This is a genomic window from uncultured Ilumatobacter sp., from assembly GCF_963980585.1.
Taxonomy (GTDB): domain Bacteria; phylum Actinomycetota; class Acidimicrobiia; order Acidimicrobiales; family Ilumatobacteraceae; genus Ilumatobacter_A.
On record NZ_CAXCAM010000015.1, the window covers coordinates 51,915 to 65,868 of the forward strand.

Consider the following 13,954-nt stretch of genomic DNA (forward strand, 5'->3'; position numbering starts at 1 on the left):
AGCGCGAATCGCCGGCATGCGATGATGTTCCGATGTCGCCGACGTTGCCCGCAAGCTTTCATCCAGATGACGGTCTCACCGTCGAAGCCGCCAATGGCGGCCTCATCCACGGCGCCAGCGCCAACCATGGCGAACGTTTCGAACGCAAGCTGTGGAAAGTGCGCGATGGCGTCTGGTGCATGGTCGGCAACGGACTGTCCAACCAGACGTTTGTCAAGGGCCCGGGCGGTCTGATCGCGATCGACACGGGCGAGTGCAACGAGGAGATGCGTTTCGCGCTCGATGCCGTCGCTGCCGAGACAGACACACCGGTGGTCGCGGTGATCTACACGCACTTTCACTACGTCGGCGGAACGCAGGCTGTCATTGACATGGTCGGCGACGTTCCGATCTGGAGCCACAGCGGGGTGGTGGGCAACCGTCGGCGCAACAGCTCTGAAGTTGGTCCCGTGGCGCGATCGGGTCTCGTGCACCAGTTCGGTATCACGTTGCCGGCCGAGGGGCCTGACGCTCTCGTCAACGTTGGTCTCGGGCTCAGCTTCCGCAACGCCGAGCATGCTCCATTCACCGAGGGCTTCCTCGACCCGACCGACACCTTGAACGCGCCGACCACGGCAACGATTGCAGGGCTCACCGTCGAGATGGCGCCCGCGCCTTCGGACGCTGACGATTCGATCACGATCTGGTTCCCCGAACTGTCGGTCTGCGTCAACAACATCGTGTGGCCGGTCCTGTTCAACGTTTTCCCTATTCGTGGCGAGGAGTATCGCGATCCAATCGGTCTCTTGGTCGGACTCGACCACATCGCCACGCTCGGTGCGGAGCATCTGGTGGGCGCACACGGCCCGCCGCTCAGTGGCGCAGACACCGTGTCCAACGAGGTACTCCGCAGCAGGGATGCCATCCAGTTCATGTGGGATCAGACGGTCCGCGGCATCAACAAGGGCCTCACCCTCGGCGAGTTGACCGAGGCCGTGCAGTTACCGGATCTGTACGCCGAGTCGTACCTCCAAACACAGTTTTATGGCGTCGTCGAACACCACGTCCGTCAGATCCACGCCGGACTGCGCGGCTGGTTCGATGGTGACGAGGCTGCGTTGTTCCCCGTCCCTCCGGCAGAGCGAGCGACCAAGCTTGTCGGCGGGTTTGGCGGCGCCGAGGCCGTCCGGGACAAGATTGCCGAGGCCACCGAATCGAACGACATCCGCTGGGCGATCGAAATGGCGACCTGGCTCATCCGCCTTGAGTCGGCCGACCACGATGATCGGGCCCAACTCGCCGGCCTCTTGCGCATGGTTGCCCGACGGACGACCGCGGCGAACATCCGCAACTGGTGCCTCGTCCGCGCTCGCCACCTCGATGGCACTGCCGACACCGACCGCTTTCATGCCCACCGGTTCTCTCTCGCGCAGGTCGAACAGGCCCAGGTCGCGGACGTTTTGGCAACGGTTCGCGTGATGCTCGACCCAACACTGTGCGGTGACGTTGACCAACAACTCACCATCGAGGTCAGCGGCGACCGCGCCGGGCTACATGTTCGCCGCGGTGTGGCCGTCCCGACCACCGGTTCCGACGAAGGACTACAGCTCTCGACGTCGACCACTCTGTGGGCTGCGCTGATGGCAAACAAGGCAGACCTCACGGGGGTGCTCGCCGCGCCGGAGACCACCGCGAGCGACAGCGCTGCCGTTACCGAATTCCTGTCGTGGTTCGAGCACCGCTCGTTCCATCAGTGATGACGCCGACGAGCTGACCGCTCCTCCCAATCGATCTCGGCCACCGCGATGCCGGACTCCCCCGCCACTGCATAAAGCAGGTAGCTCCGGCCGTCAACGTCATCGAACACTGCCGGGTCGCGCAGCTGGTTCACGCGCCCATGGGCGACGCTGCGCTCCGACGGCTCGAGCGGAGCACCAGCGCCTTCCCAGTCGTGTTCCGGTTGCAACACGATCTCAGGGTCCGATGCGGTCCACGTCGACCAGTCTCCGTCGAGGTCAATGGTTGTCCGCATGATCGATTCGGGGGCATCGCCCACACGTGTCCAGAAGACGTGCAGTGTGCGGTCGCGCACGACCACTGCAGAGTGGCGCATCTCGGGCCCAAACAGGCTGGGACCCTCCTCAAAGCCGGTCAGGCCATCAGCACTGCGATACATCACGCCGGGCATCGCCAACGCGTAGGTCATGCCAGCGTGCTCGAATGCCCGCATGTAGGGCCGCCCGAGTACCTCTGGCTGACCTGTGAAGTTGATGCCATCCGTTGACGTTGCGAGCTTGGTGAGCTGCACACCGAGGCGAGCGAGTCCGTGGAAGTACATCACGACACGTTCGTGCTCGGTGTCGATGTGCACGTCCGGCGAAGCGATGTGCGGTGTGGTCGCGTCCACCAGGACCACCGATGCCTTCGTCGCCCCGAGGTGCTTGGTGTAGAGCGCTTCGAGTTCCCTGAGCTGCTCGGGTGTTGCCTCGGGCGGCTCGGTGATCAGCGTGCTGTCAGTGAGTTGCAGGCTGCCCGGGGCGAAGACGGTCCACGGGCCGGTCACCGTGTCGGCATGAGCGAGGCGAATGTAGCCACCCTTGTGATCGGCGAAGTAGAGCGAGTAGGCACCGAGCGGGTTGTCGATCCATTCGGGCGTGCGGATCAGCGACGGGCCCTGAATGTTGGCGCCGATCGGCGGTCCGACACCCCGGACGGGGGTCTCGGGCCCGACGATCGGACCGTCACCCAGTCGGGTGAGCTTCATCGCCGCACCACGATTTCGGCTCCCGCCTCCTCCGGCTCGTCGTCGAACAGTTCGTCGGGGAACCCCGGCGCAGTGACCGCGACGCCGGTGGCATCTTCGAGTCGCCGAATGACATTTGGCGACCATTCACGATCGCCATACCGGGCGGCAGCATCGCTGAAAATGTCGATCATCATCGGGTTCATCTCCAGCGGCACACCAGCCGCGTCAGCGATGTCCTGGAAGAGACCGATGTCCTTCAACACCAGATCCATCGTGAAGCTGATGTCCCGACCACCGTTCAAGATCACCTGCCCTTCGGTCTCGTGCACGAACGAGTTGCCACTCGAGATGCGGAACGCCTCGTAGGTGGTGGCGAGGTCCACGCCAGCTGCAGCCATCGTGGTCAGGGCTTCGGTCACGGCAATCAGGTTTGCCGTGGCGAGATAGTTCGTCGCCACCTTCAGCACCGAAGCCGAGCCAAGGTCGCCGGTATGCAGGACCCGGCGACCCAGGATGGTGAGCAGCGGTAGTACTCGCTCGAACGTCGGCCGGTCGGTTCCGGCGAAGATCGAGATATTGCCGGTCGCTGCACGGTGACAGCCTCCCGAAACAGGACAGTCGACGGCCGAGCCCCCCGCAGCAACCACCAACGCGCCGAGCCGTGTGATCTCGGCCGAGTCGGTCGTGGACATCTCCATCCACACCGTTCCTGGTCGCAGACCGGCAATGACGCCGTCGCCAGCTTCCATCACCGCAGCAGACGCCGCAGGCGAAGGCAGGCAGGTGATGACCACATCGCACTGCTCGGCCACCGCCATCGGGCTTTCGGCCCCGACGGCTCCGAGGGCGACGAAGTGGTCAACGAGGGCCGTGTCGAGGTCGCGAGCGACGACGGCGATGCCGTTGCGGAGAAGAGACCCGGCGAGCTTCCCGCCGACGTTGCCCAACCCGATGAATCCGACTCGGACGGTTGCCGGATCAACTGGACCAACGGCAGTCATGAAACGAGCTCCGCAGGACCCGCGGCAGTCACTTCGGCGTCCCACGCAGTTCGGGCGAACACCGCGCGCACGTCGGCTTCGAACGAGGCGAGATCGTGGATCGATACGTTCGGGTCAAACGAGTTCTGATCCCACTCGGCACAGAACGCGGCACACAGATCGAACCATGGATGGTCGGCGAACTCGTCGCGCCGGTTGCGATCTCCCCCGAGGTGGTGGGCGAAGTAGTAGCTCTGGAAGACACCGTGTTGCTCGATCACCCAGGCGACTTCCTCGCGGACATAAGGGCGCAGCACACTCGCGGCGTACTCGGCATGGTTGTACGGGGCCAGCTCATCACCGATGTCGTGCAGCAGGGCGGCAACGACCCAGTCGATGTCCGCGCCCGCCAAGCGGGCGCGCGTTGCCGATTGCAGCGAATGTTCGAGGCGCGTGATTTGATACCCGCCGAGTGAATCATCGAGCCGCTCGAGCACACCAAGGAGCCGATCGGCCAACCCTGCAGCGTGCTGCCGCTCGAAGCCGTCGAGCAGTGCGTAGTCGTCCGCTGTGCCGTGCTGCATCTCGGTGAAGGAAACGACACCGGATGGTGTCTCTGCTGTCGGTTCGGCGGTCGTCGGTTGGGGCGTCATTGGTGTCCTGTCTGTCGAGCGTGCTGACGACGGCGGGCGAGACGCCACTTGGTCTCGGGGCCGTCATGGTCGATATAGCACCCTTGCAGGTGGCGATGACCCCGAGTTGGATCGAACGACGTCCGTCCATGCAGCACACGATGGTTGTCGACCACGAGGGCGTCGCCCGCCTCCATGCGAATGTTGATCTGCCGACTCGGGCTGTTCAACTGCGCGGCCAGCCACCGGCGGCCGCGATAGTAGATATCGAGCACTGCCGGGTCCGCGGCGGGGGCGAAGTCGAGTCGCGGCGAATAGCGCAGTTCACGCAGCGAGCCATCAGGGTGCAACTCGATCAGCGGCGCACGCGCAATCTTCACGTCGGTCCCGATGTCGTAGCGGAATTCGATCGGCAACGTGCTGAGCACCTCGAACGCTTCGGGGTCGGCGACCGACAGAGCCTGTACAGCGGCGAGGCCGTCGACGACGGTCGAAGATCCGCCTGGGGCATCGTTGGCGATGGTGTGCAGGAACTGGATGCCGGGTACCGGTCGGCGGTACGGCTGGTCGGTGTGCGCGGTGAGCGCGACCGGCGTGTACGCAAGGTCGATCGGCACCGGATCCGACCGCACATCGAACAAGTCTCCAAAGTTCGTCGCCGAGATTCGACCGAAGTGCGAGGCGATCTCATACAGCGCATCCGGCATCGCCGGCGTGCCACGCAGCAGAAAGAAGCCGAGACGGAAGAAACTGTCCAGCGTCGTTGCCATCACAGCATCGGTTGACGCCAGGTTCGTCAGGGCTGCGTAGTCGATGACCGGCGCATCGATGTCGACGCCACTCCACGGTGTGGGCCGAGGTGGTGCATCGGCATCGTCGTCCCCGAATGCGTCAGCAATGTCGCGTTCGGTCAGTTGCATTCGATGCCTGTCGGAGAACGTGACGTCGACATATGGCGAGCAGCTCTCGACGACCGCTGCGTCGACAACCGCGAGTTCGGCTGCGTGGTCGAGAGGTTCGGTCAGGCGCTGCCCGTTGTTCCGGTCGATGGCACCGATCGATGTTGAGCGCTCACGCACCCACAGCGGATGCAGCACGACCGTGCGTCGTTCCCGTTCGAGGACGAGTCGACCGCCGTCGACCCTGCAGTACAAATCGACTCGGGCGGGACCAGCACCCGACACGGCGGTTGATGATTCGACAACATTCAAGTGCACACCATCATGCTGACGAGCCCCTGGACCTCTGCACAGTCGTCCTTTGGTTAATCTGCCATGCTCATACGTTATGGCACTTCGTCCGCGACCACTCGTCTCCTCGATCGACCGGCTCCAACGCCTCGCTGTCTTCGACGCCGCTGCACGCAACGGCAGTTTTTCGGCCGCCGGACGCGAACTCGGTCTTGCGCAACCGGCTGTCACCCGCCAGATCCAAGGGCTCGAACAGTCGCTCGGCGTCGAATTGTTCATTCGGCACACGAATCGCAGCGCGCTGTCTGGCCCGGGCCATGCACTGGCGGCCGCAGTTGACAACGCGTTCACGTTGCTCGAACATGCCATCAGCGACATCACTGACGCCGATGACATCTTCGTCCTGGCCATGCCGCCCGGCTTCGCGCAACAGCTCGTCGTGCCACGACTCGACTCGCTCCAACGAGCACTCGGGGACCGCGACCTGCGACTGTGGCTGTACGACCGCGAAAGCGAACTGAACGACAGTCATTTCGATGCTGCCGTGCGCGTCAGCAACGCCACTTGGACCGGCTACGACACAACGCCGCTGTTTGCTGAGCAGGTGATGCCTGTTGCGACCCCCGCACTGGCCGCTGAACTCAACCTGGATGAACACAGCAGCGCCAAGGAGGTCCTCGCCGCGCCGCTCCTGCACATGGACGCAACCGACCGACCATGGATGTCGTGGACCGACTGGCTCCAGTCGTTCGACTTGTCACTCACCCCCGGCCGTCGACGGGTCGAGTTCAACAACTACCCCACCGTGCTCCAGCAGGCGCTTGCTGGACGTGGCATTGCGCTCGGGTGGAGCAAGCTCGTCGAAGATCTCATCGCTGACGATCTGCTGTGCATCGTCGGCCCAGTCGCGACATCACATCGCGACTACCAGCTGACCTGGCCAACGCGCCGGACCGGGGACGCGCTCTCATCTTTGCGTGACTGGCTGGACGAGTTGGTCAATGAGTGACGGCCGCGAGTCGAGCCATCGCGACTCGCACGTCCTCGCAGTGATCAGCATCAGCTCGCCGCCGTTCGCCGCCTCGGTCCTGTTCTGAAGGGCGACTTCAACCGGCTCGGCTTGGTCTTTGCGCGACTGGTCCAACAACACGGGGAACATCGCCTGGCGGTCCAAGCAGTTGCGGCATGCTCGCGTGATGGCAGGTCGCGTTTCTCGCGTGAGCAAATCGACGCGATCCTCGATCTCGCGCGGGGTGAGCTCGGAGACGACGCCGTCGATGATGTCATCAAGGTCGATCTCGAACTCGAACGCAGCGAGATCTATCGAGCGATGTGGTCAGTACTTCAGCCACTCATTGGTCAGCTCGCACCCGCTGAGGAAGCCAGCGGCTGAGCCGCTCGTGCCCAGCCGCGCCACCAAGTGCGAGGTGAGTCGCTGCAGGACCTCGGTGGCCCGGGAGCAAGGCCAGCAGTCTCGAGCTCACTGAACGTGCGCACGGCGCTCCGTGGGCCTACCGTGCACGGCGATGTCCAGCAGCCAACCATCTGTCACGGGCGACTCGGGACCAGCCCGGCGCCGGTTCAGTCCAGACCGAACTGCGCTTTCCGATGCGCTCCCGCTGGTGATCCCGGCGATTCCGTTTGGCTTCGTCCTCGGGCTCGCTATGACCGAGTCGGAGATGCCGCTGTGGGCCGCGTGGTTGACGTCGCCGCTGATCTTCGCGGGCGCTGCACAACTGACGATGGTCACCATTGCCGGTACCGCATCGCTGTGGGCAATCATCTCTGCTGTCCTCGTGATCAACAGTCGCCACGTGATGTACAGCGCTGCATTGGCTCCTTCGTTTCGCCACCAGCCAGGCTGGATGCGGCGGCTGGCACCGTTCGTGATGGTCGACCAGCTCTCCGCCGTCGCGATGTTGCACACGGACGACCCGCCCGCATCGTTCCGTCGCTACTACCTCACGTTCGGCATCTTCTTCTTCACGATCTGGAACCTCGCTGTGCCCTTGGGCATGGTGGCTGGCCCAGTCATCCCTGAGTCGTGGCAGCTCGACTTCGCGCCCGTCGTGATGTTCGCTGGTTTGACGTTGTTTGCCATCAAGCGCGTGCCAGCAGGTGTCGCTGCACTCGTCGGCGGACTGGTCTCGCTACTGGCAGCAGGGTTGTCAGATCGACTCGGCATCTTGGTCGGTGCGATCACCGGCGTCCTCGCCGGCGCGGTTGTCGACCAATGGCTGACCGGGCGCAATGCCCCCGAGCAGAGGACTGAGAAGGCATGAGCCACGGGGCTGCAGCTCTTGTCCTTGCGGTCTGTGCTCTCGGCACGTATCTGTTCCGAGGCAGCGTGATTCTGCTCTTTGGCGACCGCACATTCCCACCGGCGATTGAGCGGGCTCTGCAGAACGTCGGCCCGGCGGTGCTGGCAGCCCTCACGGTCAACCTCGCCGTCAGCGGCGGAGGCGGGTCCGGCGTCACGATCGTCGGAGCCGAGATAGCGGCATTGGCAGTTGCGTGTGGCGTGGCCGTGTGGCGCAAGAACCTCCTGTGGACGCTCGCCGCAGGCATGGTGGCTCTCTGGATCCTCACCGCCCTCTGAGTTACTTCGGGGTCGGGACCAGACGTCACTCAAACCAGGCGAAAGGTGACGCCGCAGATGTCGTGCGTCTCGCCGCGGCGTGAACGATCGGTGGCGACGAGGTCAACCCCGTCAATGCCTTCGCCGCGCTCCCCCGCTTGGGCGAAATCCACAGCTCGGTCGATGTCGAGCTCACTCCAACGCGACGCCATTGCAGCGACGTCGGCGGCTCCGACGGTGACACCGGCGATTCCGACAACCACAGGATCGTCGCGGTGCGCTTCCCAGCTCGGGCCTGCCCAGGTCCAGCTGCCGTTCGGCACGGGTTGATCGATCGACACCAAGGCTCCACCGACGTCGCGAGGATGGAGATGCCTGCCACGAATCGTCGGGAAGTCCCCTGCCCACACGACGCGGACATCGTGCTCGGCGAGGTGCGCCATCCGGTCGTCAAGGTCGTCACACTCGTAGATCGCCATGTAGCCACCATCACCCTGGCGCTTTTCGAGCAGCCGACCGGCGGTCGTGCCGTCTTCGGTCGGTGACACGACCTCCAAGAACTGGTCGCCGATGACCATCAGCGCATTGTGGAGACCAAACTCGGCGACGCCCGGGTCATGGAAACAGATCGAGAGACCGAACGTCTCGCACAGTTGGCCGACAACGGCGTCGAGGTCGTGGGCCACGAGGGCGACTTGGCGAAGGCGGAACATCAGAGGGTCTCCTGCTGGTTGAGTTGACGACCGTTCCCGAGGAACCACATCATCATCGGGTGGGCATCTGCACATCTTGACCGAATCAGCGATGTCCAGCCGACCCGAAGACCGACCCCAGCGACCAGGAGGCGGCACAGTACGTTCGCCCCATGTCCGCTTTCCCCGCACCGAAGCACCCGAATCTCGGCTTCTACACGCTGGCCGGGGCTCCCGAGTCGCCGCGTGATCTCATCGACGAGGTCATCGAAGCCGAACGACTCGGCCTCGGCACCGCGTTCATCTCCGAGCGCTTCAATATCAAGGAGGCGGCCACGCTGTCGGGCGCTGCCGGCGCCGTGTCGCACAGCATCGACATCATCACGGGCGCGACCAACCACAACACTCGACACCCGATCGTCACGGCGTCGTATGCCACCACGATGCACCGCCTCACCGGCGGGCGTTTCTCGCTCGGAATTGGTCGCGGTATCGCACCGATGTTCAAGGCATTCGGCATCCCGCCGATCACGACAGCCCAGATGGAGGACTTCGCCATCGTCATGCGCCGGTTGTGGAAAGGCGAGACCGTGATCGGTCATGATGGCCCGATCGGCAGCTACCCGGTTCTGCGGCTCGACCCCACCTTCGACGAGGACATTCCACTTTCGATCGTCGCGTTTGGCCCAAACACCCTGAAGTTGGGCGGCCGCCTTTTCGACAACGTGATTCTGCACACCTTCTTCACCGACGAAACGTTGCAGCGATGCGTCGCGACGGTGAAGGATGCAGCCGAGCGGGCCGGTCGCGACCCGGCGTCGGTTCGTGTGTGGTCCTGCTACGCGACCGTTGGCGACCACATCGATGAGCCGCTGCGATTGAAGAAGACCGTCGGGCGACTCGCCACCTATCTCCAGGCATACGGCGACCTGATGGTGTCAACCAACCGGTGGGACCCAGCCGTTCTCGACGCGTTCCGAGCGGACGAGATGGTGTCGAACATCGGTGGAGCGATCGATGCCATTGCCACAACGGAGCAACTCGAGCACATCGCCACGCTGTTCCCCGACGAGTGGCTCGCTCCGGCCGCGACCGGCAGCACGAGCGCATGCGCGACCGCCGTGCGTCGGCAGATCGATCTCGGTGCCGATGCCGTGATCATGCACGGCGCGACGCCCACCGAACTCGCACCGATCCTCCAGTTCGTGAACTGACCGTCACCGCCTGACCACGGCATCGCAGGCAGAGATGTCCTGCTCCGGCTGTGCACCTGCGACACTTGGATCATGGCCACGCTCGTTCTCACCGTCATCGGCAACGACAAATCCGGGCTGGTCGATGCGCTCGCCGAACCAATCGCGACGCACGGCGGCAGCTGGGATCGCAGCCACATGGCCCGCGTGGCCGGCCAGTTCGCTGGTCTCGTCGTCGTCTCGGTTCCTGACGATCGGGTGGCGGGGCTCACGGCAAGTCTTGACGCGTTGAACGCGCAGGGTCTGCTCGATGTACAGGTCGCCATTGCGTCCACGACCAACGAGGAGACCGACTCATCGCTGATGAGCCTGCAGCTCGTCGGACAGGATCGGCCCGGAATCATCCGTGAGATCTCCGCCGCTCTCGCCAGTCGCGACGTGAGCATCCTGGAGCTCGAGACCGACACAACGTCGGCGCCGATGTCGGCCGAGCCGCTGTTCCACGCTCGCGCCACGCTCCGTATCCCGCCCGGCCTTGACGAAGACGGCCTGCGCGATGCCCTCGAAGACATCGCGAACGAGATGATGGTCGATCTGGAATTCGGGGAATCATCACCGACATCAGCAGGTTGAATCCAACCGACCAACCGACCAACCGACCAACCGACGACAGCAGAGGGGAGGCAAGAGTGAACGACGACAACACACGGGACCGCATCAGACTGACGCAGTTCAGCCACGGCGCCGGTTGAGGCTGCAAACTCGCTCCCGGCGAGTTGGCGCACGTGGTGCGCCATCTGAAATCTGAACATCCCGACGAACTCCTCGTCGGGACCGACACCGGCGACGACGCTGCCGTGTGGCAGATCGACGCAGACCAGGCGATCGTGTCGACGGCGGACTTCATCACACCGGTGGTCGACGACGCGCGCACGTGGGGTCGAGTGGCCGCCGCCAACAGCGTCAGCGACGTCTATGCCATGGGCGGTCGACCCCTCTTCGCGCTCAACCTTGTTGGCTGGAACAAGGACGAGCTGCCCACCGAGTTGCTCTCCGAACTGTTGGCGGGCGGCCAAGACATTGCGTCAGCAGCAGGCTTCGCCATCGTTGGCGGCCACACCATCGATGATCCGGAACCGAAGTACGGAATGTCGGTCACCGGCATGGTGCATCCTGACCGGATCCTTCGCAACAGCGGACTGCGCCCGGGCGACGACGTCATCCTCACCAAACCTCTCGGCGTCGGCATCCTCACCACCGCCATCAAGTCCGGCGCCGCAAGCGAAACCGAAGCTCACGAAGCAGTTGCGTCGATGGTGCGACTCAACGACATCGGGGCTCGACTCGCCGTCGAAGCGGGCGCCACCGGCGCCACCGACGTCACCGGCTTCGGACTACTCGGCCATCTCGGCCGCATGGCACTCGAATCGAAGGTGTCGGTCACCGTCGAGTTCGACGCAATCCCCTTTCTGCCTGGCGCCATCGCTCACGCTGTCTCTGGCGTGATGCCCGGCGGAAGCCGACGCAACCTCGAATGGGGCGCCGAGTTCCTCGATGCTGGCGACCACGACGAAGTGCACCAACTTCTCGTCGCCGATGCCCAGACCTCCGGTGGCCTTGTCTTCGGTGTCGATCCCAGGGCAACGTCGAGCATCCTCGCCGAGCTTGCCGCCACCGGCCACACCGCCGCCCATATCGGCGTCGCTCGGGCTGGCACCCCTGGCATCATCCTGCGCTGAATCACACCAGCTCAAAGCTCACCGAAGCCGCCATTGGTCTCGTCTCGGCACAGGCCAGCACCCAGACGTGCGTACTCTGGCCGGATGGACGTCACGTTGCTCTACTTCGAAGACTGTCCGAGCTGGCGAGCAGCGAGCGCCCACCTCGAAACGCTCGCCGAGGAACGCGCCGGTCTCATCATCCGCCGCCCGATCGTCGACACCGATCAGGCCACCCAACACCACCGATTCTACGGCTCACCAAGTATCCACGCCAACGGCCACGACTCGCCGCTGACGTCGTTCGTGCCGACCGCTACATGAACATCGGTCCGCGATAGCGGAAACAACGGAGGTGCCGGTCGTCGATTGCGAGGCGACCGCAGTTCACACGGGCTGCCCGACCCAAGGCTTCGTGAGGATCACCGGGCGCAAGAAGGAATTTATCGTGACTGCCGTTGGCAAGAACATGGCCCCTGCTGTTCTCCAAGATGCAGTTCGATCGCATCGCCTCGTCAGCCAGGTCATAGTCATTGGTGATCAGCAGCCGTTCATTGCCGCGATCGTTACGCTCGACGTCGATGAACTCGCGAAGTGGGCCGAGGACAACGGTGCTCGGGCCTTTGCTCAAAGCGACCTAACACGAGAGCTGCTCGAAGACGACCGCGAGACGCTTCGCCAGGAGATTTCCACTGCGATCGAAGCTGCGAACGAGCGGGTCAGCCGCGCAGAGAGCATCCGCGAGTTCCGCATCCTGTCCAGCGACTTCACCATCGAGACCAACGAGCTCACACCAACGTTGAAGATGAAGCGCAAGGTCATTGCCAGTCGCCACAGGGTGGTGATCGAAGAGATCTACCGTCCACGATGATTGACCACTTTGACGATGTGGAGCACCCGCCACCGAGTTGCCAATAACAATTCATAGTGACGCGCGATTGGACAATTCTCCTGCGAACATTGTCGGGTGACGCATTCACACACCAGCACCGTGTCGTTGAAGGTCGGCCGCCGGGTGGCCCGAACGGTTTGGGCTGTGGTCACTGTGGCCGCAATCACCACGACGATCATGTTAATCGTGATGTGGCCGAGAGGAACGAGCGAGGTGCCAGGCCTCGTGGCCGCGGAATCCGATCCTGTGACCGCCAACGTCGTCGATCGCAGCTTCGTGCCCTGCTCATATGACCCGCTGCTCGGTTGCTACACCTTCACGATCATGCCGAGGGAGGGCGACTTCGCCGACGAGCGACTGGTGTTGGATCAGCCGCTGGAGACCACGATCAGCGACGGCGACACCATCTTGGTGGTGATCGACCGACTGGGTGATGGCTCGGTGGTGGTGAGTTTCTTCGACTTCGAGCGCAGCACGCCGCTGCTGTTGCTGTTGCTGGTATTCGTTGCGGTCATCGTGGCATTCGGCGGGTGGCGCGGAGTCGGGGCACTCGCCGGGCTCGTTGTGAGCCTGCTGATCATCGGAGCGTTCGCGCTCCCGGCGCTTCTTGCCGGTTCGAACAGCGTGGCGGTCGCGCTGGTCACCGCCAGCGTGATCGCGTTTGTTGCGCTCTTTCTCGCCCATGGTTTCGACGTCTCGACAGCTGTCGCACTGCTCTCGACTCTCGCCGCGCTCGGCGTGACGGGACTGCTGGCGCTGCTCTTCGTTTGGTGGTCAAATCTCACCGGGTTGGCAGACGAGTCCGTTGGCTACCTGGACGTACTCGGCGCATCGATCGATCCGCGAGGACTGCTCCTCGCCGGCATCCTCATCGGCTCGCTCGGGGTGCTCGATGATGTCACTGTCACGCAGGTCTCTGCCGTACTCGAGCTCAAACGCGCCGCGCCGCACGCGAGTGTCAACGAGCTCTACCAACGCGGTGTCCGGATCGGGCGGGATCACATCTCCTCCACGGTCAACACGCTCTTCCTTGCGTACGTCGGCGCCTCTCTCCCGCTCCTCCTGCTTTTCCGCCAAGCGGGCCAAACAATCGGATCGGTTGCGACTCGGGAGATCGTTGCCGTCGAGGTCGTCCGCGCTCTCGTCGGCTCAATCGGTCTCGTATCCGCGGTTCCAATCAGTACCTACCTGGCTGCCCACGTCGTCACTCTCGGCGCTGACGAGACCGCGACCCCAGCTGCTGATCCAGTTATGTGACTGAGCCGTTTGTCGATGGAGAGTGATTCCGTCACGTGTTCCGCGACCGGTCAGAGTCTGCAATCCGACCATGTTTTCAGCTGCTGTGCGTTCGGTC

General features: G+C 63.8%; 16 protein-coding genes. 11 read left to right on the forward strand and 5 right to left on the reverse strand.

The genetic code is table 11. From position 1 onward, the window contains the following. Nucleotides 1–32: 32 nt before the first annotated feature. A complete protein-coding gene (locus ACH2DW_RS06930) occupies nt 33–1,736 on the forward strand; it encodes an alkyl sulfatase dimerization domain-containing protein (protein ID WP_394928996.1) in 1,704 nt (567 codons plus the stop codon). Here ACH2DW_RS06930 and ACH2DW_RS06935 read toward each other — a convergent pair. Genes ACH2DW_RS06935 through ACH2DW_RS06950 form a run of 4 tightly spaced genes read right to left on the reverse strand, consistent with a single transcriptional unit; the run spans nt 1,730 to nt 5,554 of the window. Then, on the reverse strand, nt 1,730–2,743 hold the full coding sequence (locus ACH2DW_RS06935; RefSeq protein WP_394928997.1) for a hypothetical protein: 1,014 nt from the start codon (nt 2,741–2,743) through the stop codon (nt 1,730–1,732). The two genes, ACH2DW_RS06930 and ACH2DW_RS06935, sit on opposite strands and share 7 nt — an antisense overlap. Beyond that, nucleotides 2,740–3,726, reverse strand: coding sequence for an NAD(P)-dependent oxidoreductase (locus tag ACH2DW_RS06940; RefSeq protein ID WP_394928998.1), 987 nt, complete (start codon nt 3,724–3,726; stop codon nt 2,740–2,742). Before ACH2DW_RS06940 ends, ACH2DW_RS06935 begins: the two co-directional genes overlap by 4 nt. After that, the gene (locus ACH2DW_RS06945; protein ID WP_394928999.1) at nt 3,723–4,358 is read right to left on the reverse strand and encodes an HD domain-containing protein; all 636 of its coding nucleotides are present in this window, start codon (nt 4,356–4,358) and stop codon (nt 3,723–3,725) included. Before ACH2DW_RS06945 ends, ACH2DW_RS06940 begins: the two co-directional genes overlap by 4 nt. After that, the gene (locus ACH2DW_RS06950; protein WP_394929000.1) at nt 4,355–5,554 is read right to left on the reverse strand and encodes a TauD/TfdA family dioxygenase; all 1,200 of its coding nucleotides are present in this window, start codon (nt 5,552–5,554) and stop codon (nt 4,355–4,357) included. Before ACH2DW_RS06950 ends, ACH2DW_RS06945 begins: the two co-directional genes overlap by 4 nt. Nucleotides 5,555–5,624: 70 nt before the next feature. Here ACH2DW_RS06950 and ACH2DW_RS06955 point away from each other — a divergent pair, with 70 nt between their 5' ends. From ACH2DW_RS06955 to ACH2DW_RS06970, 4 genes are all read left to right on the forward strand, one after another. Continuing rightward, nucleotides 5,625–6,536: a LysR substrate-binding domain-containing protein gene (locus ACH2DW_RS06955; RefSeq protein WP_394929001.1), complete on the forward strand. Its 912-nt coding sequence runs from the start codon at nt 5,625–5,627 to the stop codon at nt 6,534–6,536. Between the two features lie 111 nt (nt 6,537–6,647). Then, entirely contained in the window at nt 6,648–6,920 is a 273-nt protein-coding gene (locus tag ACH2DW_RS06960) for a hypothetical protein (protein ID WP_394929002.1), read from the forward strand. 133 nt (nt 6,921–7,053) lie between these two features. Next, nucleotides 7,054–7,809 carry an AzlC family ABC transporter permease gene (locus ACH2DW_RS06965; RefSeq protein WP_394929003.1) on the forward strand — a complete coding sequence of 252 codons (756 nt, stop codon included), beginning with the start codon at nt 7,054–7,056 and terminating at the stop codon, nt 7,807–7,809. Beyond that, nucleotides 7,806–8,126, forward strand: coding sequence for an AzlD domain-containing protein (locus ACH2DW_RS06970; RefSeq protein WP_394929004.1), 321 nt, complete (start codon nt 7,806–7,808; stop codon nt 8,124–8,126). The genes ACH2DW_RS06965 and ACH2DW_RS06970 overlap by 4 nt, the downstream gene beginning before the upstream one ends. A gap of 29 nt (nt 8,127–8,155) precedes the next feature. Here ACH2DW_RS06970 and ACH2DW_RS06975 read toward each other — a convergent pair whose 3' ends face one another. After that, complete coding sequence (locus ACH2DW_RS06975) at nt 8,156–8,818, reverse strand: VOC family protein (protein ID WP_394929005.1); 663 nt, start codon at nt 8,816–8,818, stop codon at nt 8,156–8,158. Nucleotides 8,819–8,970: 152 nt separating this feature from the next. On the opposite strand from ACH2DW_RS06975, the gene ACH2DW_RS06980 reads away from it, so the two are divergent. The 6 genes from ACH2DW_RS06980 (at nt 8,971) to ACH2DW_RS07005 (ending at nt 13,857) form a co-directional block, all read left to right on the forward strand. Then, complete coding sequence (locus ACH2DW_RS06980) at nt 8,971–10,011, forward strand: TIGR03857 family LLM class F420-dependent oxidoreductase (RefSeq protein ID WP_394929006.1); 1,041 nt, start codon at nt 8,971–8,973, stop codon at nt 10,009–10,011. 72 nt (nt 10,012–10,083) lie between these two features. Further along, nucleotides 10,084–10,623 carry a glycine cleavage system protein R gene (locus ACH2DW_RS06985; protein ID WP_394929007.1) on the forward strand — a complete coding sequence of 180 codons (540 nt, stop codon included), beginning with the start codon at nt 10,084–10,086 and terminating at the stop codon, nt 10,621–10,623. Between the two features lie 83 nt (nt 10,624–10,706). Continuing rightward, nucleotides 10,707–11,729, forward strand: a complete 1,023-nt coding sequence (selD, locus tag ACH2DW_RS06990; RefSeq protein WP_394929014.1) for a selenide, water dikinase SelD — start codon at nt 10,707–10,709, stop codon at nt 11,727–11,729. 84 nt (nt 11,730–11,813) lie between these two features. Then, nucleotides 11,814–12,032: a hypothetical protein gene (locus ACH2DW_RS06995; RefSeq protein ID WP_394929008.1), complete on the forward strand. Its 219-nt coding sequence runs from the start codon at nt 11,814–11,816 to the stop codon at nt 12,030–12,032. Nucleotides 12,033–12,123: 91 nt separating this feature from the next. After that, nucleotides 12,124–12,579 (forward strand): hypothetical protein, encoded by a 456-nt coding sequence (locus ACH2DW_RS07000; RefSeq protein WP_394929009.1) that lies wholly within the window; start codon nt 12,124–12,126, stop codon nt 12,577–12,579. Between the two features lie 234 nt (nt 12,580–12,813). Beyond that, nucleotides 12,814–13,857 carry a YibE/F family protein gene (locus ACH2DW_RS07005; RefSeq protein WP_394929010.1) on the forward strand — a complete coding sequence of 348 codons (1,044 nt, stop codon included), beginning with the start codon at nt 12,814–12,816 and terminating at the stop codon, nt 13,855–13,857. Nucleotides 13,858–13,954: the final 97 nt, after the last annotated feature.

What these genes read in the sequence shown, in the direction of transcription:
- ACH2DW_RS06975 (WP_394929005.1), bottom strand. Translation starts at nt 8,818, where the DNA reads ATGTTCCGCCTTCGCCAAGTCGCCCTCGTGGCCCACGACCTCGACGCC.
- ACH2DW_RS06980 (WP_394929006.1), top strand. Translation starts at nt 8,971, where the DNA reads ATGTCCGCTTTCCCCGCACCGAAGCACCCGAATCTCGGCTTCTACACG.
- ACH2DW_RS06955 (WP_394929001.1), top strand. Translation starts at nt 5,625, where the DNA reads ATGGCACTTCGTCCGCGACCACTCGTCTCCTCGATCGACCGGCTCCAA.
- ACH2DW_RS06995 (WP_394929008.1), top strand. Translation starts at nt 11,814, where the DNA reads ATGGACGTCACGTTGCTCTACTTCGAAGACTGTCCGAGCTGGCGAGCA.
- ACH2DW_RS06970 (WP_394929004.1), top strand. Translation starts at nt 7,806, where the DNA reads ATGAGCCACGGGGCTGCAGCTCTTGTCCTTGCGGTCTGTGCTCTCGGC.
- ACH2DW_RS06935 (WP_394928997.1), bottom strand. Translation starts at nt 2,743, where the DNA reads ATGAAGCTCACCCGACTGGGTGACGGTCCGATCGTCGGGCCCGAGACC.
- ACH2DW_RS06930 (WP_394928996.1), top strand. Translation starts at nt 33, where the DNA reads ATGTCGCCGACGTTGCCCGCAAGCTTTCATCCAGATGACGGTCTCACC.
- ACH2DW_RS06985 (WP_394929007.1), top strand. Translation starts at nt 10,084, where the DNA reads ATGGCCACGCTCGTTCTCACCGTCATCGGCAACGACAAATCCGGGCTG.
- ACH2DW_RS06945 (WP_394928999.1), bottom strand. Translation starts at nt 4,358, where the DNA reads ATGACGCCCCAACCGACGACCGCCGAACCGACAGCAGAGACACCATCC.
- ACH2DW_RS06965 (WP_394929003.1), top strand. Translation starts at nt 7,054, where the DNA reads ATGTCCAGCAGCCAACCATCTGTCACGGGCGACTCGGGACCAGCCCGG.
- ACH2DW_RS06940 (WP_394928998.1), bottom strand. Translation starts at nt 3,726, where the DNA reads ATGACTGCCGTTGGTCCAGTTGATCCGGCAACCGTCCGAGTCGGATTC.